This window comes from Vibrio thalassae (assembly GCF_900089835.1).
Taxonomy (GTDB): Bacteria; Pseudomonadota; Gammaproteobacteria; order Enterobacterales; family Vibrionaceae; genus Vibrio; species Vibrio thalassae.
Map to the genome: position 1 here is coordinate 79565 of NZ_OANU01000045.1, position 21096 is coordinate 100660.

The 21096-nt window shown below is 43.8% G+C and carries 18 protein-coding genes, 1 rRNA gene and 1 riboswitch; of the genes, 14 read left to right on the top strand and 5 right to left on the bottom strand.

Going from position 1 to position 21096, the window contains the following annotated elements:
• Positions 1-74: 74 nt before the first annotated feature.
• Entirely contained in the window at positions 75-827 is a 753-nt protein-coding gene (gene tatC, locus VTH8203_RS13695; RefSeq protein ID WP_096994178.1) for a twin-arginine translocase subunit TatC, read from the top strand.
• 156 nt (positions 828-983) lie between these two features.
• On the opposite strand, the gene VTH8203_RS13700 is transcribed toward tatC, so the two are convergent.
• Positions 984-1745 (bottom strand): TatD family hydrolase, encoded by a 762-nt coding sequence (locus tag VTH8203_RS13700; protein ID WP_096994179.1) that lies wholly within the window; start codon positions 1743-1745, stop codon positions 984-986.
• Positions 1746-1887: 142 nt separating this feature from the next.
• Between VTH8203_RS13700 and hemB the strand changes: the two genes are divergently transcribed.
• The 4 genes from hemB (at position 1888) to spfP (ending at position 7136) form a co-directional block, all read left to right on the top strand.
• A complete protein-coding gene (gene hemB / locus VTH8203_RS13705) occupies positions 1888-2925 on the top strand; it encodes a porphobilinogen synthase (protein WP_096994180.1) in 1038 nt (345 codons plus the stop codon).
• A 91-nt stretch (positions 2926-3016) separates the two neighbouring features.
• Complete coding sequence (locus VTH8203_RS13710; RefSeq protein WP_096994181.1) at positions 3017-3445, top strand: GNAT family N-acetyltransferase; 429 nt, start codon at positions 3017-3019, stop codon at positions 3443-3445.
• A gap of 651 nt (positions 3446-4096) precedes the next feature.
• Entirely contained in the window at positions 4097-6895 is a 2799-nt protein-coding gene (polA, locus tag VTH8203_RS13715) for a DNA polymerase I (protein ID WP_096994182.1), read from the top strand.
• 193 nt (positions 6896-7088) lie between these two features.
• On the top strand, positions 7089-7136 hold the full coding sequence (gene spfP, locus VTH8203_RS25710) for a small protein SpfP (protein WP_438356636.1): 48 nt from the start codon (positions 7089-7091) through the stop codon (positions 7134-7136).
• A gap of 400 nt (positions 7137-7536) precedes the next feature.
• On the opposite strand, the gene yihA is transcribed toward spfP, so the two are convergent.
• Positions 7537-8199, bottom strand: coding sequence for a ribosome biogenesis GTP-binding protein YihA/YsxC (gene yihA / locus VTH8203_RS13720; protein ID WP_208617749.1), 663 nt, complete (start codon positions 8197-8199; stop codon positions 7537-7539).
• 195 nt (positions 8200-8394) lie between these two features.
• Here yihA and VTH8203_RS13725 point away from each other — a divergent pair, with 195 nt between their 5' ends.
• The 3 genes from VTH8203_RS13725 (at position 8395) to dinF (ending at position 12020) form a co-directional block, all read left to right on the top strand.
• The gene (locus tag VTH8203_RS13725) at positions 8395-9012 is read left to right on the top strand and encodes a c-type cytochrome (RefSeq protein WP_096994183.1); all 618 of its coding nucleotides are present in this window, start codon (positions 8395-8397) and stop codon (positions 9010-9012) included.
• Positions 9013-9765: 753 nt separating this feature from the next.
• Positions 9766-10578, top strand: coding sequence for a class I SAM-dependent methyltransferase (locus VTH8203_RS13730; protein ID WP_096994184.1), 813 nt, complete (start codon positions 9766-9768; stop codon positions 10576-10578).
• Between the two features lie 95 nt (positions 10579-10673).
• On the top strand, positions 10674-12020 hold the full coding sequence (gene dinF, locus VTH8203_RS13735; protein ID WP_096994185.1) for an MATE family efflux transporter DinF: 1347 nt from the start codon (positions 10674-10676) through the stop codon (positions 12018-12020).
• Between the two features lie 44 nt (positions 12021-12064).
• On the opposite strand, the gene sthA is transcribed toward dinF, so the two are convergent.
• Entirely contained in the window at positions 12065-13465 is a 1401-nt protein-coding gene (gene sthA, locus VTH8203_RS13740; protein WP_096994186.1) for a Si-specific NAD(P)(+) transhydrogenase, read from the bottom strand.
• Positions 13466-13877: 412 nt separating this feature from the next.
• On the opposite strand from sthA, the gene fabR reads away from it, so the two are divergent.
• Together fabR and VTH8203_RS13750 are read left to right on the top strand one after the other, a co-directional pair.
• Entirely contained in the window at positions 13878-14519 is a 642-nt protein-coding gene (fabR, locus tag VTH8203_RS13745) for an HTH-type transcriptional repressor FabR (RefSeq protein WP_006075522.1), read from the top strand.
• Positions 14519-14890 (top strand): YijD family membrane protein, encoded by a 372-nt coding sequence (locus VTH8203_RS13750; protein ID WP_096994187.1) that lies wholly within the window; start codon positions 14519-14521, stop codon positions 14888-14890. The genes fabR and VTH8203_RS13750 overlap by 1 nt, the downstream gene beginning before the upstream one ends.
• A 73-nt stretch (positions 14891-14963) precedes the next feature.
• On the opposite strand, the gene trmA is transcribed toward VTH8203_RS13750, so the two are convergent.
• Positions 14964-16073, bottom strand: coding sequence for a tRNA (uridine(54)-C5)-methyltransferase TrmA (gene trmA, locus VTH8203_RS13755; RefSeq protein WP_096994188.1), 1110 nt, complete (start codon positions 16071-16073; stop codon positions 14964-14966).
• 155 nt (positions 16074-16228) lie between these two features.
• Positions 16229-16438: riboswitch (cobalamin riboswitch) on the top strand.
• A gap of 55 nt (positions 16439-16493) precedes the next feature.
• Between trmA and VTH8203_RS13760 the strand changes: the two genes are divergently transcribed.
• From VTH8203_RS13760 to murI, 3 genes are all read left to right on the top strand, one after another.
• Complete coding sequence (locus VTH8203_RS13760) at positions 16494-18317, top strand: TonB-dependent receptor domain-containing protein (protein WP_096994189.1); 1824 nt, start codon at positions 16494-16496, stop codon at positions 18315-18317.
• 42 nt (positions 18318-18359) lie between these two features.
• Positions 18360-19031 carry a Dph6-related ATP pyrophosphatase gene (locus tag VTH8203_RS13765; protein WP_096994190.1) on the top strand — a complete coding sequence of 224 codons (672 nt, stop codon included), beginning with the start codon at positions 18360-18362 and terminating at the stop codon, positions 19029-19031.
• 70 nt (positions 19032-19101) lie between these two features.
• Positions 19102-19902, top strand: a complete 801-nt coding sequence (murI, locus tag VTH8203_RS13770; protein ID WP_096994191.1) for a glutamate racemase — start codon at positions 19102-19104, stop codon at positions 19900-19902.
• Here murI and VTH8203_RS13775 read toward each other — a convergent pair.
• On the bottom strand, positions 19856-20311 hold the full coding sequence (locus tag VTH8203_RS13775; protein ID WP_096994192.1) for an RNA recognition motif domain-containing protein: 456 nt from the start codon (positions 20309-20311) through the stop codon (positions 19856-19858). The genes murI and VTH8203_RS13775 overlap by 47 nt on opposite strands.
• A gap of 604 nt (positions 20312-20915) precedes the next feature.
• Here VTH8203_RS13775 and VTH8203_RS13780 point away from each other — a divergent pair.
• Positions 20916-21096 (top strand): 16S ribosomal RNA (locus VTH8203_RS13780); the annotation flags it as partial.

Here is a 21096-nt window from a genome sequence, read left to right on the forward strand (position 1 = left end):
CCTTGTCGTTTTCATTCCGAAAGTGCCAATGGGCGTGATGCTCACTTAGCACTTTTATTTTATTCGAGGTTTTCATGTCTAGCGTCGAACAGACACAGCCTTTGATTAGCCATTTGCTTGAGCTCAGAAGTCGACTATTGCGCGCGATTATGGCTGTGCTAGTGGTTTTTCTGGCCCTGATTTATTTCTCTGGCGATATATATGATTTCGTTTCTAAGCCTTTGGTAGAGCGACTACCCGAGGGTGCAACGATGATTGCAACGGACGTTGCTTCGCCATTTTTTACACCGCTAAAGCTCACACTCATCTCATCAGTCTTTATTGCAGTTCCTTTCATTCTTTATCAAGTATGGGCATTTGTTGCTCCAGGTTTGTATAAACATGAAAGACGCTTGGTGATGCCGTTGATGTTCTCAAGCTCACTGTTGTTTTACTGCGGTGTAGCGTTTGCTTACTTTGTGGTATTTCCTTTGGTATTTGGCTTCTTCACTGCGATTTCCTTAGGTGGGGTAGAGTTTGCGACCGATATTTCGAGTTATCTCGATTTTGTACTTGCGCTCTTCTTAGCATTTGGTATTGCGTTTGAAGTGCCGGTTGCGATTATCTTGCTATGTTGGACAGGTGCAACGTCGGTAGAAAGTCTCAAGGAGAAACGACCTTACATTATTGTGGGGGCGTTTGTGGTTGGTATGATGTTGACACCGCCAGATATTATTTCTCAGACGTTACTTGCGATACCAATGTGTTTGTTGTTTGAGGTTGGACTGTTCTTTGCTAGGTTCTATACCCGCAGAGACGATGAAGAGTCTGAACAAGAAGACGTGTGATCATCGAGAAAGTAATAAAAAAGCGGCTACTACGGCCGCATTTTTTATTATTAAGTGTTGGGTATATAGTTCGGTCACATACTCTTTGTATTGATATGCAATTAGTACATATCAATTTTGAGCTAGTGTCATGTTTTGGCATTGATAAACAAACACTTACAGCTTAAAAAGTGATTTTGCGTTGCGAGTGGTAACATCGATAACTTGCTGGGCATTCAGGTTGCGGAGAGCGGCGATACGTTGCATCACAAGTTCCGTATAAGCGGGCTCATTGCGTTTACCGCGATGCGGCACAGGGGCTAAATAAGGACAGTCAGTCTCAAGAATCACCCAACTTAAATCCAACTCGGGAATCACTTTATCCATCCCAGAGTTTTTGAATGTTGACACCCCTCCGAGCCCCAAGTGAAAGCCCAAATCATTGATAGCTTTAGCCTCTTCTAAACTTCCACCAAAACAATGGAAGACACCTCTGAGTTGCCCATCTTGTTCATTCTTTAAAAGAGCTAGCGTTTGTTCAATCGAGTCACGAGTATGAATAACGACAGGTAAACCCAACTCCTTTGCCCAATTAAGTTGGGTGATAAAAGCTCGCTCTTGTTCAACGCGATAGGTTTTGTCCCAATAAAGGTCAATGCCTATTTCTCCGACTGCAATGAAGCGGTGTTTATCAAACCACGAATAAATGGTTTTCAGTGTCTCATCGACGTTACTGTCAACATAACAAGGGTGCAGTCCCATCATTGAACGGCAGATATCTGGGTATTTAGCCTCAGTCGCCAGCATGGGTTCAATAGACTCTAAGTCGATGTTGGGAAGCAAAATATGCTCAATACCTGTGGCCTTGGCCCGTTGCACTACCTCATCACGGTCGTGATCAAATTCTGTCGCGTAGATATGCGCGTGAGTATCTATCATAGTCGTGTTATCACTGTTTCACGGTTTAAGTAATGGTGTCAGTATATCGTTTCTGATTTAGCATTTTCCAATTTTACTACTAGCATGCTGAAACCAGAGTGATATGCTTGGTTTTCGCATTTGTCCAGACAAGGAGAGAAAGGTGTCTGTATCGATTCAAGGTCAATTCCCAGCAAGACGTATGCGTCGCATGCGCAAGCATGACTTCAGCCGACGTTTGATGGCAGAGAATAAAGTATCGGTGGATGATTTGATCTATCCAATGTTTATTCTTATGGGGAAAAACCGCAGAGAGACGGTAGATTCTATGCCGGGTATTGAGCGTCTATCTATAGACTTGATGCTGGAAGAAGCGGAATATTTAGCTCAACTTGGCGTGCCAGCCATTGCGCTGTTCCCTGTCGTGACACAAGATGCTAAAAGCATTTGTGCCGCAGAAGCATATAACCCTGAGGGCTTGGTGCAACGTGCAGTGCGTTTACTGAAGCAAAATGTACCTCAGATGGGTGTGATTACCGATGTGGCGCTCGACCCATTTACCACACATGGTCAAGATGGCATCATCGATGAAGATGGCTATGTGCAAAATGATGAGACGACAGAAGTACTCGTCAAACAGGCGTTATCTCATGCCGAAGCTGGTGCAGACGTGGTTGCTCCGTCTGACATGATGGACGGACGGATAGGCCGAATTCGTGAAGCACTTGAAGAAGCTGGCTATATCCATACGCAAATCATGGCTTATTCTGCAAAATACGCCTCAAATTACTACGGGCCATTCCGTGATGCGGTCGGCTCGGCATCGAATCTAAAGGGCGGTAATAAGAAAAACTACCAAATGGATCCGGCCAATAGTGATGAAGCGTTGCATGAAGTAGCAATGGACATCAATGAAGGTGCAGATATGGTAATGGTGAAACCAGGAATGCCATATTTGGATGTGGTTCGTCGCGTTAAAAGCGAACTTCAGGTTCCGACGTTTGCCTATCAAGTATCGGGCGAATACGCTATGCACAAAGCCGCTATTCAGAATGGCTGGTTAAAAGAGCGTGAGACGGTGTTTGAGTCGTTACTGTGCTTCAAGCGTGCTGGTGCTGATGGTATCCTGACGTACTTCGCTAAAGATGTAGCGGAGTGGTTAGCAGAAGAAAATGGTCAGGCACAGACCTTTTTGAAATAGCGAATTTGAGTGAGCTCAATAGAGCAGTGTAAAAAGCCGGTTGTTTCAGCCGGCTTTTTTAGTTTCATTGATAATAGTTAGGAGTGAATCAATGTTGATAAGAGAAGGAACGCTTGAAGAAGTCGTGAGTATTGTGGAACTTATTGATGAATTTGCTCAAAAAGAGAGCGTAGCGAGTCTTCAAGCACGTTTGGAAAGTAAAAAGCACCTAACGTTAGTGGCAGAAAACGATGGTAAACTGCTTGGCTTTAAAATCGGCTATCAAGTCGATGATGCCAATTTCTATAGTTGGTTTGGTGGCGTCTCTCCATTGGCAAGAAAGCAAGGGGTCGCTCAAATCTTGATGGAATATCAAGAACACTGGGCAAAGCAGCAGGGCTACCAACACATAACCGTTAAGTCACGTAATCAATTTCCTTCAATGCTAAGACTACTCATAAAAAATGGCTACTTTATCTACGATTGCGAGCAGAAACAGCCAATAATAGAATCAAGAATTAAGTTTATTAAGTACTTGTAAAATCGAGCTAATTCTTTAGATAAGTACAGTTGGAGCAATTTAATGAGAAAAATTCTCAATGAGTTGTTGACGACTTAAATGAGAATGATTACTATTAGCTCGTCCTAAGGAAAAAGGTTCTGATTACTTCGGTTGCTCTAGTGGCTGGTTTGTAATCAAACTTGGTTCTTTTTGACACGACATTGCTCACATTGCTTCCAGTGTATTTATAGCTTTTTGGTTGGTTAGTCGTACTCAGGTAATGAGATAACCTCCTCCTATTTTTGCTAGGCGACATCGATGATGTCGCTTTTTTTCTGCCTAGTTATTGTGCATTATTTGAGCAGCCAAAAATAGAACATAATTCTGCAGCGATTACTTTCTGTAAAAGAAGGTTTTCCACATTGCTTGATCCTGCAAGGATCATAGTTATACACTCAGATCTGATCTAAAGTCTTTTAAAAACAAAGCATTATAATAAACTTCTCTCCATTTTTTAGTTATCCACTTTTTGTTAAAATAACTATATAAACAGACTTATCCACAGGTGGCGGTGCGGTAATTGCCAATATTATTCTCAAGCTGTGTATATAGACAGTGAAAGGTCGTGGCATAGTATCATCAGACGTGGCATTCTTATAGCCAATAACCTGCAATCTTGGATAATTAGACATGGCTCATATACCAGACAACCCACTGATTCTCATTGACGGATCTTCCTATCTCTATCGAGCTTTCCACGCCTACCCAGAAACAATGAGCAATGGTGAAATACCAACCAATGCGGTTTATGGCGTCGTTAACATGCTTAGAAGTATGATGCGTCAATTTGCTTCTGAGCGAATTGCGGTGGTGTTTGATGCGAAAGGTAAGACGTTCCGCGATGATATGTATCCGGAATACAAGGCAAACCGTCCTCCAATGCCGGATGATTTGAGATGTCAGATTGAGCCTTTGCATAATGTGATTAGAGCCATGGGTCTTCCATTGATCTGTGTACCGGGTGTGGAAGCGGATGACGTTATCGGTACCTTGGCCCATCAAGCATCGCTAGCAGGTATGCCTGTGCTGATTAGTACCGGTGATAAAGATATGGCTCAGCTTGTAGACGACAATGTTACGTTGATCAATACCATGACCAACGTAGTGATGGATCGAGAAGGAGTGGTGGAGAAGTTTGGTATTCCACCAGAGCTTATCATCGATTATCTCGCACTTATGGGCGATAAAGTGGATAACATCCCAGGCGTCCCTGGTGTCGGTGATAAAACCGCGACGGCATTGCTTCAAGGTATTGGTGGAATCAAAGATCTTTATGAACGTCTCGATGATATCGCGCCACTTGGCTTCCGTGGCTCTAAAACCATGGTTAAGAAACTGACAGAGCATAAAGACAATGCCATGTTGTCCTATGAATTAGCGACGATTAAGCTGGACGTGGAGCTAGATTGCACTCCTGATTCTCTTTTGAAGCAGCAACCTAACGTAGATGAGCTGACCAAACTGTACGGGCAGCTGACCTTCAAGTCTTGGTTAAATGAGTTGCTTGAAGGTGGTACTGGTGAAGTGGAAGCGGTAGAGAGCAGTGCACGTAAGAGCACCGGTTCATCGGCCAGTAGCGAGCCATCTGAAATGGACACCTCACAAGTCATTATCGATCGCAGTGCCTACGAAACCATTCTAACGGAAGAGAGCTTCAACCAGTGGCTGGATAAGTTGAAATCCGCACCAGTGATCGCTTTTGATACCGAGACCGATAGCCTAGATTATATGGTGGCAAACCTTGTTGGTCTGTCATTTGCGATTGAAGACGGCGTAGCGGCATATGTCCCTGTCGCTCATGACTATATTGGCGCACCAGAACAACTTGATCGTCAATGGGTCCTAGAGCAGTTAAAGCCGCTATTAGAAGATGAAGCCATTGCGAAAGTTGGGCAAAATCTAAAATACGATGCGAGTGTATTAGCTCGTTACGATATTAAACTTAAAGGCATCAAGTTTGACACCATGTTGGCATCTTACGTCTACAACAGTGTTGGTGGCAAACATGACATGGATAGCCTTGCTTTGCGCTTCTTACAACACAGTTGTATCTCATTCGAGCAAATTGCGGGCAAAGGTAAAGCGCAGCTCACCTTTAACCAGATCGATCTTGAGCAAGCCTCCCCTTATGCGGCTGAGGATGCTGACGTGACATTCCGACTTCATCAGCGTTTGAATGCAGAGTTAGAGAAAAATGAAGCGCTGAATCGTGTTTATCAAGAGATTGAAGTACCTTTGGTGCCAGTACTTTCTCGTATTGAACGTACGGGTGTACTCATTGATGATATGTTGTTAGGTGCGCAATCGCAGGAAATCGCTGCAAGATTAGATGAGCTTGAGCACAAAGCATTTGAGATTGCTGGACAAGAGTTCAACTTAAGCTCTCCAAAACAGCTACAAACTATTTTCTTTGAAAAAATGGGCTTACCGGTCATCAAGAAGACGCCATCAGGTGCGCCATCTACCAATGAAGAAGTATTACAAGAACTTGCACTAGATTATCCGCTGCCAAAACTGATCTTGGAACATCGCGGTTTAGCCAAGCTAAAATCGACCTATACCGATAAGCTACCGAAGATGATTAATGCAGAAACCGGTCGTGTTCATACGTCTTATCACCAAGCGGTAACGGCGACGGGACGTTTGTCATCGACCGATCCAAACTTACAGAATATCCCAATTCGTAATGAAGAGGGGCGTCGTATTCGTCAGGCGTTTATTGCACCGCATGGCTGGAAGATCTTGGCTGTCGACTATTCTCAAATTGAACTGAGAATCATGGCGCATTTATCTGGGGATAAAGCTCTGTTGGATGCATTCAAAAACGGTAAAGATATTCACGCAGCAACAGCGGCGGAGATCATTGGCGTTGATATTGAACAGGTGACAAGTGAACAACGTCGCCGTGCCAAAGCAATCAACTTTGGTCTTATCTATGGGATGAGTGCATTCGGGCTATCTAAGCAGTTGGGTATTCCTCGTGGTGAAGCACAGCAATATATGGATACTTACTTTGAGCGTTATCCTGGCGTGATGCAGTACATGGAAGACACGCGTGCACTTGCCGCTGAAAAAGGTTATGTGGAAACCATTTTTGGTCGCCGCTTACATCTACCAGAAATTAAGTCGCGTAATGGCATGCGTCGTAAAGCAGCGGAACGAGCGGCGATTAATGCGCCTATGCAAGGTACGGCTGCGGACATCATCAAGAAAGCGATGTTGCTTGTTGATGAGTGGGTGCAAGCTGAGGGTGAAGGTAAAGTTAAGCTTCTTATGCAAGTACACGATGAACTGGTATTTGAAGTGGAATCGTCATCTTTGAGCGAAATTGAAAGTAAAATACAGAAATTGATGGAATCAGCAGCAGAGCTTGATGTTCCCTTGGTCGCTGAAGCTGGTCACGGCGACAACTGGGATCAGGCGCACTAGACAATTTTTGAGCAATTTGAGTAAATAAACATGAGCCATCGCACAGTCGTTGGCTTTTTTTTACCATTAAAAAAGTTTTTAGACGTAAAACAGTTATGTCTATTAACAAAACTTTCCTGAAAAAAAACTACAAAAACGGTTTCATTTTCTGACCAGTTGTTGTACATTAGAACACGTAGGGTACAGAGGTAAGATGTTCTATCTTTCAGACCTTTTGTTTCACGTTATTGGATTAGGCTGATTCAGCCGCCCCAGTCAGTATTTGACTGGGGCGTTTTTTCTTGTGGCAAAGAAAATTTTATCCGTAGCAATCTTTCCGAAATTTCTCGTTACTTTTCTTCGATTTTTACGTAAATTTCCCATTCAAATTGTAATTTAACGACCTTCACAATCTTGATAATTTACACATAGAACTAAGCGCGCTATCGAGCTTGGTGGATTTCTTATAACTATATGAAAAATAAAGAATAGGTTGAGGGTTTTTACGGTGGGGATTGAAGGTGGTGGAGAAGATTAGCTCACATTTTGCGGAGTAGGTAATTGAATTATCAACGAAGTTGATAGATTCTTTTTGCAAACAATAACTAAATCTTCTCTCTCCCATTGCCCTGCCAGGATGGCGGGGAGTTTTGTTTCGGGGCTTACTCTTCTTCGATATCGTTGTTGATATCGTCTTCTAACATTTCAAATGCTGGAGCGAACCATGTATCCAGTTTGTTGCGCAGTTGATCAACACCGATTCCTTTTAATGAGGAGAAGGCGTCTACTTGAACATCGCCACCAAATGCTAGCGCTGATTCACGAATTTTAAGCACTTGAGCTTTACGCGCCCCACTTTTGAGCTTGTCCGCTTTCGTTAACAGTACTTGCACCGGAATGTGCGATTCTACCGCCCATTGAATAAGTTGTTGGTCGAGATCTTTCATTGGGTGTCTAATATCCATTAACACCACTAGACCTTTTAAACACTTGCGTTTTTGTAAGTACTCACCCAGTGACTTTTGCCACTTCTTCTTCATCTCTAGAGGTACTTGAGCAAAGCCGTATCCAGGTAAGTCAACAATATGACAGCCTTCGTCAACCTTAAATAAGTTGATAAGTTGAGTACGACCAGGAGTTTTACTGGTTTTAGCCAGAGCTCGTTGATTCGTTAAACGATTTAGTGAACTGGATTTACCTGCATTGGAGCGTCCTGCAAACGCGATTTCGATTCCTTCATCTTCTGGCAAGTGACGAATATCTGGTGCACTTGTTATGAAATGCGTGTTTTGATAATGAATTTTTACGCTCACTGTTAACTCCATCTCGACTTTGTGTAGTCGATTGATTACTTTTTTGTGAAATTGTGTAAAATAACCGTGCTCGGCATATGGCCACACATTGTACCATGAACGGTATTAATTGCCCGTGTTACCTCACTTTGTCCTTTTGGCACCGGTTTGTAGGGTCGTACGAGGCGTATAGTGGTACTGGAAGCTTAATAATTATAATGGAATGTCATGAAAAAATTAGCGCTAATCTTGAGTCTTGTAGTCAGCTGCTCAGTATGGGCCCAAGGCGATATTGAAGCTGGTAAAGCAAAATCCCAAACCTGTGTTGCGTGTCATGGAACTGATGGTAACAGTCAGTTGACTATGTACCCTAGCATTGCTGGTCAACACGCCAAATATATTGAAAAACAACTAAAAGATCTGAAACTCGGCATGACGAGTAGCGGTAAGCAAGGTCGTTACGATCCAGTGATGAGTGGTATGGCTATGCCACTCACGGAACAAGATATGGCAGATTTGGCTGCGTACTACTCTTCAATGCCTCTAGCTCCTAATAGTACGCCTGAAAATGTCGTTGACCAAGGCAAAGTGCTGTACATGGCAGGCGACTCTGAACGTGGTATCACGGCTTGTATTGCTTGTCATGGCCCTCGTGGTAATGGTACAGAGCTGTCTGGTTTCCCTAAGATTTCAGGTCAGCATGCCGAATATGTGAAAGCTCAATTAGAAAAATTCCGCAGCGGTGATCGTGCTAATGATATGAACGCTATGATGCGTGATATCGCTAAGAAGCTGAATGATGATGATATCGACACTCTATCTAAGTATGTAGGCGGTCTACACTAATCCAATTCAACGTTGCAACAACTTAGCAGCCCAACCATAGTTTCTTTATGCCAAACCGAGCGAACAATGCTCCTTCGAATGAAGGGGCATTGTTGTTTTTGGTGACTTATCTCACTAGTCGGTCGTTAAGCGTGTCGCTCTCATTGTTCTATTTGGCTGATGAGGTTGTGAGAGATTTGCCATACTTGCTGTCACTAAATTGCCTGTCATTGTTTGTAAGTGTTTGAAATTAATGTTTTTAGTTTGTTTTTCTGTAAAGGCAACATGAAAAAAAGTGCTCTGCAGGTTGTTTTCAATTCGCGCTCAGGTAAATTATCTCTTGTCGACAGGAAGTAGACACACGGATTTCAGACCAAGATGGTTTTCATGGATGTCTAACTAGGATAGTTAGAGAAAGCGCAACGGATTGGCTTGCACTAGGAGTGTAAGCGGATAAGGATGGTCAACTTTTCTCAGGACGAGAACATAGATGGACAGGGTTTAGGAAGAACTCGCGCAAATGGCTTTGCTAGGGAACGCGAAAACGCATCAGGATGATGACAAACAAGAATTAGCAGTGGAAGCACAAATAACAAACGGATATTTGTGAAGCGTCAAAAGATGCTAACAGTTTCGCCGAATGGCGATAGAAAGCGACAGGTCTTCCTGTCGCTTTTTTTACGTCTGCGCACAAGTTAAATGACATTAGTTATCATTTGTCTTGTTAAGTTAATTGATATCGATTATCATTTGTGCTCTTTCGGAGGGTGGAACATGAAAAATCAAACGAGTCGTGAGTCAGAGCATTTTGATGTGCCAACTAAGTTGCTTCGACCTCTTTGGTTTCGAAGTCGCGAAAGCCTGTTAGATGATGGCATTATTTATGACCCTATTGCAGCTCATGCTTGCCGTCGTTGTCATCTTGCCCCCGAATGTCTTACTGGTAATGTAGACCAAAGCCAGCTTCTCTACGCCACTCTGACGCAAATTTGTGATCTGCAAGTTAAACGCTTTTTAGAAACTAACCCCGATGGTTGGGTAATTAATGTTGGAGCACGACTCGATACCCGATTCTACCGCCTTGATAATGGTCGTTGCCATTGGGTTGAAGTGGACACCAATGAACACCTAGTGTGGCGACAACGATTGTTCCACAAGAGTGAGCGTTACCAGCTAAAGTGTGGCTCTATTGATGATATGAGCTGGCTTCATTCGTTGTCGGTTCCCAATGACAGGCCTGTACTAGTGGTTTGTGAGCAGGCTCTTCTAGAACGCAGAGAAAACCGAATTGCACACTTTATCCAATCTATCGGTTGTTATTTTCAACATGCTCAGGCATGTGTGGTATTGGCTGGTGATTTGACGACCTCGCGCCTAGGTAAAAAGATGGGCTGTGAGCGTTATCAACATGGTTTGCGTCGTCCCACAGAGCGATTGTTGAACTGGCTGCCATGGATTCATAAAGTGTCACTCCTTTCACCTATTGACCAACACTGTCAGCGTTGGTCGAAGTGGCAGCGCATCATCGCAAAACTGCCGCTATATAAACATCGATTAACACCGAACGTGATTAATGTTGAATGGTAAGAGTAGGAACCGAAGGTCAATTAACGCTACTATAGTCCCAACTATTTTTTAACCACCACTATAGTTTCTATGGTGGTGTTGTTTTTGGGGTCTGCGTGTTTCGACAATATTTCTCTACTCTGTCCAATCTTGAACTTCATCGTCGGGTCTTGCTATTAGCCATTCCCATGGTGCTTTCGAATATTACCGTGCCGCTTCTTGGGTTAGTGGATGCCGCAGTTATTGGTCATTTAGAGCATTCTTGGTATCTCGGAGGCGTGGCACTCGGTAGCACGATGATCAGTGTGACCTTTTGGCTACTCGGCTTTCTTAGAATGTCGACAACTGGGCTGACAGCTCAATCTTTTGGTGCTCAGGATAATCGACAGCTAGCCTTAGTATTTTTGCAGGGAACACTGATGGCGTTGAGCTTTGCGTTGGTATTTTTATTGCTGCACAGCGTCATCGCCGATCTTGTCTTCTCATTGAGTAGTGCTAGTGAGGATGTGAAATACTATGGTCACCAGTATTTTTCGATCCGTGCTTGGAGTGCGCCCGCGTCACTACTCAACTTTGTACTACTGGGTTGGTTGCTAGGCACACAAAATGCCAAAGCACCGATGTGGATGGTCATTATCACCAATGTCGTCAACATTGCGCTTGATGTGCTTTTTGTTATTGGATTTGGCTGGAAAGTCGAAGGGGCGGCGTTAGCATCTGTGCTCGCCGATTACTCGGGTTGTGCTTTCGGACTCTGGTGTGTATGGCGCACTTGGAGCCACTGCAAGTTACCTGCTATACGCTCTTTGCTGTCCGATGTCGCCAGTGATATTGGTCGGTTTGTAAAACTGAACCGAGATATTTTCTTACGCTCTCTCTGCCTACAAGCTACGTTTAGCTTTATGACCTTCCAAGGGGCGGCTTTTGGTGATGACATTGTGGCTGCTAACGCTGTGTTGATGAGCTTTTTAATGATCATCTCTTATGGCATGGATGGTTTTGCTTATGCGATGGAAGCCATGGTCGGAAAGGCGATAGGTGCAAAGAGTCGAACCGCGCTGACTGAGTCACTGCTAGCGACCTTCTTTTGGAGTGTGATTATTTGTAGTGGTCTTACATTGGTCTTTATGGTGTGGGGCAGCAATTTGATTGGCTTAATCACCACTATTCCAAATGTGCAGCAACAAGCGTCGGTGTTCTTACCATGGTTGGTCGCTATGCCTTTGGTGTCGATGTGGTGTTTTTTGTTTGATGGCATCTTTATTGGCGCAACTAAAGGTCGAGACATGAGAAACAGTATGTTTGTTGCGACCTGTAGCTTCTTTACCATTTTCTACATAACAAGTGGAATGGGTAACCATGCACTTTGGTTAGCCATGTTGAGTTTTATGGGAATGAGGGGCTTTGGGTTAGCCATGATCTTTTTGCATCAATGGCGCAGCAAAACCTTCCTCGAAGCCTAAAAAAGGCGGCTATGAAGCCGCTTTTTCTATACTTTCGCTAAACATTAGAATAAGCGATTCAAACCATTAAGTGCCGCTACGCGGTAAGCTTCAGCCATGGTTGGGTAGTTAAAGGTGGTATTCACAAAGTACTCGATGGTATTGGCTTCACCTTTTTGCTCCATGATCGCTTGGCCGATGTGAATGATTTCCGCAGCACGCTCACCGAAACAATGAATACCTAATATCTCTTTGGTTTCGCGGTGGAATAAAATCTTCAAGCTTCCCACGTCTTTGCCTGCAATCTGAGCACGAGCCAGGTGTTTAAACGAAGAACGCCCCACTTCATAAGGGACTTTGGCCTCCGTAAGCTCTTGCTCTGTTTTTCCGACGGAGCTGATTTCTGGGATAGTGTAGATACCCGTAGGAATGTCCTCAATCAGCTTACCGTCTGCTTCACCTCGAGTAATGGCTTGGGCGACGAATCGGCCTTGGTCATAAGCAGCACTCGCCAAGCTTGGGTAGCCAATCACATCACCGACGGCATAGACGTGGTCAACCTCGGTTTGATAGTTACTATCGACTTTCAATTGACCGCGAGAATCAGCACTTAGGCCCACGGCAGGCAAATTCAAAGCATCAGTATTGCCAGTTCGACCATTCGCATACAGCAAGCAGTCGGCGCGCATCTTCTTCCCTGAGTTCAGGTGAATGATGACGCCGTCTTCGGTCCCTTCAATTTTGGCATAGGTTTCATCATTACGAATCATCATGCCGCTGTTCCAGAAATGGTACGACAGTGAATCAGACATTTCATTGTCTAGAAATGCCAGCAAACGCTCACGGGTATTAATAAGGTCTGTTTTGACATCTAAGCCACGGAAGATAGAGGCGTATTCACAGCCAATAACCCCCGCACCGTAAATAATGATGTGTCTTGGGTCATGTTCCAGTGACAAAATTGAGTCACTGTCGTAAATGCGAGGATGACTAAAGTCGACATCGTCTGGGCGATAAGGTCTAGAGCCTGTTGCGATAACAAATTTGTCGGCGGTGTAGCTATCGACGGTGCCGTCGGTTTTCGTGACTTCCAGTGTATTTGCATCCACAAATCGAGCTGTACCAAACAGTAACGTACATTCGTTGCGGTCATAAAACCCTTGGCGCAGTCGAGTCTGTTTATCTATTACAGTTTTGGCATGACCAAGAATATTAGAGAAGGTAGAGTGTAGGCTGGTGTTATTGCAACAAAACAATGGGTTGCTGTTAAACTCGATAATACGACTCACTGCGTGCCTGAGCGCTTTGGATGGGATAGTCCCCCAGTGAGTACATCCACCGCCAACGCTGCTTTCCTTTTCTATGATAGCGACGTTTAGCCCCGCTTTAGTCAGTCCCATAGCGGCACCTTCACCACCGGGACCACTTCCTATCACGATGGCATCAAAATGTTTGGAGCGACTCATAGTGTATATCCTCGTTGTACCTAACTGCATCACGCAAAGTGTCTACTGTTAGACCAACCTATTGGGGCACAACAGCAGTGATTGCGGCGTTAACATTACTTAAATTCTTATTAGCGAGATTCTAACGGATTATTAACCTCGGTAAACCCAGTTGCCGTGATAGGGTGTGAAAGATCACGGGAATTGTCTTAAGTTGTGGTGGTTTACGTGGTTTACGTGGTTTACGTGGTCTAAACTTCATATAGCGTCAATTTTATAGAATGTGCCGGTTGTGAAGGGAAGTGAGACGTACAAAGTGTTTTATTAAAAATCCTTTTGCATAGACTTATACAAACAGGCTATTCGCGCTATATTACCAGCACTCCCTCAATTACCGTTTGAATGGTAGTCAACAAGTAAACCTAGGTAACACATGAAATCAATGGGTATCCGTGCACAACAAAAAGAGAAAACGCGTCGTTCATTGATCGATGCTGCTTTTAGTCAGTTAAGTGCTGATCGCAGCTTTTCAAATTTGAGTTTACGCGAAGTGGCAAGAGAGGCTGGTATTGCACCAACATCCTTTTATCGTCACTTCAAAGACATGGATGAATTGGGACTCACCATGGTAGATGAAGGAGGCTTGTTGCTGAGACAATTGATGCGACAAGCGCGCCAACGTATTGTCAAAGAAGGCAGTGTGATTCGTACTTCGGTTGAAACCTTTATGGAGTTCATTGAAAGTAGCCCTAACGTATTTCGCTTATTGTTGCGAGAGCGTTCGGGTACGTCATTTGACTTTCGAGCCGCAGTTGCTCGTGAGATCCAGCATTTTTCAGCAGAATTAACCGAATACCTTGTGAGCACGGGCATGGACCGTGATGAAGCAATCGCTCAGGCCGAGGCTTCAGTTATCTTGGTATTCAGTTCAGGTGCTGAAGCACTCGATCTTAATAAGAAAGAAAGATATGAACTGGCAGAGAGGTTAATTGTCCAACTTAGGATAGTTGCCAAAGGCGCACACTGGTATCGCAAAGAACGTGAAAGAAACCGTCAAAAAGAAGGGTTGAATTAATGTCCAATGAAGTATCCTCCGAAAGCCGTAATAGCGGTAAGAAAACCCTAGTGCTAGCGCTGATCGCTGGTATGTGTGGTAATGCAATGTTGTCTTGGCTAACGGTTAGTGAAGTAACATTCTCTATTTTCCCTCTGATAGCACTTGTTCTCTCTGTACAAGCGCTATACCAAGAATATCTAAAGAACCCAATTCCAGAAGACTTCCCTATGGTAGGTCTGGCCGCATTTTTTGTTGGTGCATTTGGTCATTCGGCGTTCACTAAAGCCCAGTATCCAGAAGCTGGTTCCAACTTCTTCGCGATCATTGTCGTCTTGGTGTTGCTATTCTGGATTGGTAAGAAACTTGGCTACATTATGAAAGAAGCCTAGTAGGCATGGTTAATGTCCTTGAATAAAAAAACGAGCCACTAGTGGCTCGTTTTTTTATATACGCAGCGGCAGATTACGCTTTACGTTCTAGCAACACGCCCGCTTCGATGTGGTGTGTAAACGGGAACTGATCGAAGAGTGCAAATCGAGTGATAGTGTGCGTTTCACTCAATACATCCAAATTGTCTTTCAGTGTCTCTGGATTACACGAAATATACAGAATACGTTGGTAACCTTGCACCATCTTACATGTATCAATATCCATACCTGCACGTGGTGGATCGACAAAAATCGTATTGCAGTTGTAGCTCTTCAAGTTGACATTCTGTTGCTGTAGACGGCGGAACTCACGCTTTCCTTCCATCGCTTCGGTAAACTCTTCAGCAGACATCCGGATGATTTGTACATTATCAATCTTGTTTGCAGCGATATTGAATTGCGCTGAGTCAACAGAGGGCTTGGCTAGCTCTGTCGCGAGAACGCGTTCAAAATTTTGCGCCAACGCAAGTGAAAAGTTACCGTTGCCACAGTAAAGCTCCAGTAAGTCACCTTTACTTTCTTGAGTACAGTCTACCGCCCATTCCAACATTTTCTGAGCAACTGGACCGTTTGGTTGGGTAAAGCTGTTTTCTACTTGTTGGTAGTGATAAGGCTGACCATTTACATGTAAGGTCTCTAGCACATAGTCTTGGTCTAAGACGATTTTCATTTTACGAGCTCGGCCAATGAGGTTGAGTTTGAACCCTTCATCATTAAGGCGCTGCTTCAGTACTTTTGCTTCTTTTTTCCAAGCATCATCTAACTGGCGGTGATACAAAAGAGAAACCAAAACTTCGCCGCTCAGTGTCGAAAGAAAGTCTACTTGGAATAACTTTTTACGCAGAACGTCATTACCTTTCATCGCATCCATAAGCAGTGGCATCAAATCGTTGATAAGGCGACTTGCTGCTGGAAATTGGTCAACACGATATTTTTCACGAGTCTCTTGATTGAACATGATGTAATACATGTCCTCTCCCTCGTGCCAAACTCGGAATTCTGCACGCATGCGATAGTGCTTCTCTGGAGAAGTAAATACTTCGAGTTCAGGAGCAGAATACGGCGCCATCATATCGATCAATCGTTGAGATTTTTCGTCGAGCTGAAGTTGGTAGCCTTCTGGAGTGAAGTCGAGATTTGCCATTGTGGTCGCCTATCGTCGGTAATGAGTTTTTAAAAGGAGGGCAGATTTTATTCAATCTCCCGTCGTTGTCCAGTTTTTCCCAGAATTGTCTCTCAATATAGTTGGATATCTATAGCTTAGTTCAATCTGTTATAGACAAATTATCATGTTGTTAATACCATGCCCGCCTAGCTGGTGTGAGAATATCTAAGGAATCTCACTGAAAAGGGAATCTGGTGAAAATCCAGAACTGACGCGCAGCGGTAAAAGAGAACGACCCCTCAAATGACACTGTACGAGTTACGGGAAGTCGAGGCAGTAGGTTAGGGTTCATTGTGATCCTTACGCTCTTGAGTCCGAATACCTGCCAGCAGCCAAGCTTCGTTAACCAACAACAACGCTAGCTTGGTAGGACTTACGCGATTTAGGACAACATAACAAATGAACAAATCATTTTTGGCGATAGCAGTGGCTGCATCGCTCTCTTCTTATGCTTCTTTTTCACTGGCTGAAGCATCTCAATCAAGTGCGCAAACTCGTCAAGCTAATGAAACAATGGTAGTGACGGCCAACCGTTTCGAGCAACCAGCTGGTCAAGTGCTCGCGTCGATTGACGTGGTGACTCGTGACGATATTGAAAGAACACAAGCAAAATCTCTTACTGATATTGTACGTTACCTTCCAGGTGTTCAAGTCTCTCAGAACGGAGGAAGAGGGCAAAGTACGTCTCTGTTTCTTAGAGGCACAGAAAGTGCGCATACTCTAGTGCTACTCGATGGTGTTAGAGTGAACTCGGCAACCGCTGGTGGCTTTGACCTATCTTCTATACCAGCTGTAATTATAGAACGCGTTGAGTTGATTCGAGGACCAAGAGCTGCGGTGTACGGAGCGGATGCCATTGGCGGTGTATTAAATATCATCACTACACCAGAACCCGGCGAGTCAGTACATAAAGGAATCGCAGGCGTTGGCGGTGATGGCTACTATCAAGGAGCTTGGCGCTCTGTTGGTCAAATTGGCGATAACACTCAAGGGCAGGTCACCCTGAATAAAGAGCACAGTGACGGATACAATATTCGTCAAGGCACGTCGTCGGACAAAGGGGAAACCTATGGCTACGATACTCAAGATTTAGTTGCTAGGATTGATCACCGCTTTAGTGATTCATTTGGTGCGAATGCAAGTATTGTTTACAACCAAGGCTACTCGCAGTATGACCAAGGTTCACGTTATCGCGCTGATTTAGATTCCTACCAATTGACGACGGAAGGTTATTATACCTCGTCATTTTGGAGCAGTAAGTTAAGGTTTACCAAATACAAAACCGACTCGACGAATTACCCAGAATCCTCCCCAGCGTCACAAAGCTCGTTTGTCACTCGAAGAAATGTCGCAAACTGGATCAATGCTGTTGCAGTATCTGAGAATTGGACGATCAATGCTGGCGTGGATTTAGAGGATGAGAATGTCACCGGTACAACGGTATACACCAAGCAGTCGCGAACCAATAATGCGGTCTTTGTCACCTCGTCTTCACGATGGCAAGCATTCATGTTAGACGCCAGTGCTCGACATGATGACAACGAGAGTTATGGTGAGCATACCACGTGGTCATTGGCTCTAGGTTGGCAATTTACGCAAGGGTTGAGGGCTTACGTGAGTAGCGGTACGGCATTTAAAGCGCCAACTTTTAACGATCTATATTACCCAAACTCTGGTAACCCTGATCTGAAGCCTCAAGAATCTAAATCAACCGAAATTGGTATTGATGGCGTACATGACCTTATCAGTTGGCGTCTTAGTGCCTATCAATCAGAAATAGATAATATGATTATCTATTATCCGCCAATCTGGACGCCTGAGAATGTTGATGCAACGATTAAAGGCGTAGAATTTGATGCACAATTCCAAACGGGTTTTATCTCTCATGATGTGTCACTAGGCTATATGGATCCAAAAGATTCGAAAGGTCTACAACTGGCAAGAAGAGCAAAAGAAACGGCAAGTTGGCGAGGTTTTTATATCACGGATAACTGGAATGCTTCGTTAGGGATGCTTTACCAGGGTGAACGCTACTCTGATCCAAGTAATTTGGATCGATTGCCTGGTTACGTCATTTGGGATATCGCAGCGAACTACAATTTGACACCAAATTGGTTGTTGTCAGGGCGAGTAGAGAACCTGTTTGATAAAGAGTACGAAACGGCGACGGATTATAAAGCTCAGGGTCGAGTTTGGTTCCTGCAGACATCTTACCAATTTTAAGTAATAAACAGGGGGGCTTTGCCTCCCTGCTAACGAATATCTATGAGAAATATCATCATTAGTTGGTCATCGGGTAAAGACTCGACGCTCACATTCGAACGGCTAATGGAATCGCCAGACTATAATGTGGTTGGTCTTTACACTACTCATGTCAGGGGCGAGGTGCCCTTTCAAGTCACTCCTTTAGAAGTGGTCCAATTACAAGCTGATAGATTGGGTATGCCGTTGGTCTCCATAGAGTTACCAGAAGTCTTTCCGCCTAATGACGTTTATCAATCGCTTGTTATTGAGGGGGTTAAATCATCTAGCTTATCAGTAGATGGGATAGCGTTCGGTGATATGTTCTGTAATGGTATCATGGAATATCGAAAAAGCTATGTCGAACCCGCAGGGCTAGAGGCTGTTTTCCCTTTGATGGGGGAGTGCAGTTCGAAACTCGCGCAAGAGATTGTCCATAGAGGGATTGAAGCGGTATTGGTCACCATAGACAGGAGCGTGCTTTCGGAATCACTGTGCGGTGTACGATATACCGAAGAGTTGATTCAACAATTACCGATTAATGTTGATCCTTGTGGAGAAGATGGAGAGTTCCATACGTTAGTTTGTAATTCGAAATATTTTAGCCATCCTATTTCAATCAAGCCTATCAAAATTGAATCGGGGCCTAGATTTAGTCATCTAAGATACAGCGTTGAGTCAGAACATCGCGGTTAAGTTTACCGACAATCGCGTTATGAGTATCATGTTAGCGAACAGGTTAGTAGTGAGCATAATGCGTTAATCAATGAATCGAAGAAATATACTGATATTTGACTCTGGTGTGGGTGGGCTTTCTGTATTTAAAGAAATCGTCCAACGTTTACCTTACGAAAACTACATCTACCTGTTTGACAATGAAGCCTATCCTTATGGTGAACTAGCGCCAGAAACGCTCATTAGTCGCACTTGTACTTTGGTGCAGCAAATGATGCAGCGTAAGACGATTGATATTGTCGTTATTGCTTGTAATACGGCAAGTACCATTGTGCTTCCGCACTTGAGACAACAGATAGATATTCCTGTGGTGGGAGTGGTACCCGCCATTAAACCTGCCTCATTGCTTTCTAAAACCGCTGTAGGTCTGATCGCGACCCCTGCGACCATCACTCGCCAATACACCCATGACTTAATCCGCAATTTCGCGACAGATAAAGAAGTGAAGCTGATTGGTGATAGCCGCTTAGTTGAAATGGCAGAACAAAAGCTCAGGAATGAATCCGTCGACCTTCAAGAATTGGAACACATATTATCTCCAATAAAAGGTGAAGTTGACGTTGCCGTGTTGGGCTGTACTCACTTTCCTCTGATTAGAGAAGAGATATCATTGGTGTTAGGTAAAAATGTAGAGTTGGTTGATTCCGGAGAGGCAATTGCGCGAAGAGTAGATAGCTTATTAGAAATTAAGCACGGGTTATCAAGTCAGGGCACATTAGAAGCGTTTAGTAGTGCTCCTCCTTTTGAAGAAGAAGCACTAAATAAAGCACTACGACAACTCTGTTTTACTCCTGTTCAGTTGTTGCCGATTCAGGATGCTTCGGATCATTAGCAATACGAACCTTTAAAGTGCGTTGCATATAATCCTTTTCATTTAGAGCGTTGATTGCGGCTTTCGCATCGGAGCTCGCCATCACAACAAAACCAAATCCACGACGTTTACCCGTGCGCTTATCCTTCATTAATCTGACAGCAAATACCTCTCCATGCTCAGCAAAGAGTTCTTTTACGTGGGATTCGTTAGCCTTATAAGGAAGATTACCGACATAGAGTGTTTTAGTCGACTTAGTAGATTCTGCAGATGGTGTTGGTGAAGCAGTAGAAAACTTAACAACAAAGAAGGTGGCTACTACACCGATGACAAAAGCGAGAGCTGGTGGCATATCAACGAATTGAGAAAAAACAATACCGCCTAATATTGCGATCGCTACTACCAGAAAAAGAGATTTATTGGAGTCCATATTAAAGTACTACTTTTTATTTGCGAATAATGGCATCTATCGTTAACAAATAGATATAGGAATATTACGTAGTTGAGTGTGATTTTTCCAATTAATTGGTGTGATGTATTTCAAATGTTGAATTTTTATCGAAAAAACATCGAGTCGATGGCTTTTTGAACGAACGGAAAATAAATTCAAAAAAACACTTGTCATAGTTTGCGTGATCTCTATAATGCCGCCTCACCGACACGGAGTGAGACGAAAGTCACAAAGCTGAGTCGGTTGAGAGAGAAAAGAAAGTTTGAAAAAATGCTTGACTCTCAAAACGGGAAGCGTAAGATACGCACCCCTAACGACGAGGCGCGAAGCGGCTCGAGAGTTAGAAAATGTTCTTTAAAAATATAGACCTATCAATCTGTGTGGGCACTCGTTGATGATAATCAAATTAGAAACTTCGGTTTCAAATTAGGTTTTCAATGAACTGAGTGACCAATCAAGTCGAAAGACTTGGCACAGTCAATTCATTATCGTTCTGTTGGAACGATAATAGCTTTAGATTGCTTCTCTATTTCTAGAGAAAAGGTAGTTTAAAGTCAGTATTCATTGAGCCGAACAAAATCTTAAATTGAAGAGTTTGATCATGGCTCAGATTGAACGCTGGCGGCAGGCCTAACACATGCAAGTCGAGCGGAAACGAGTTAACTGACCCTTCGGGTGACGTTAACGGCGTCGAGCGGCGGACGGGTGAGTAATGCCTGGGAAATTGCCCTGATGTGGGGGATAACCATTGGAAACGATGGCTA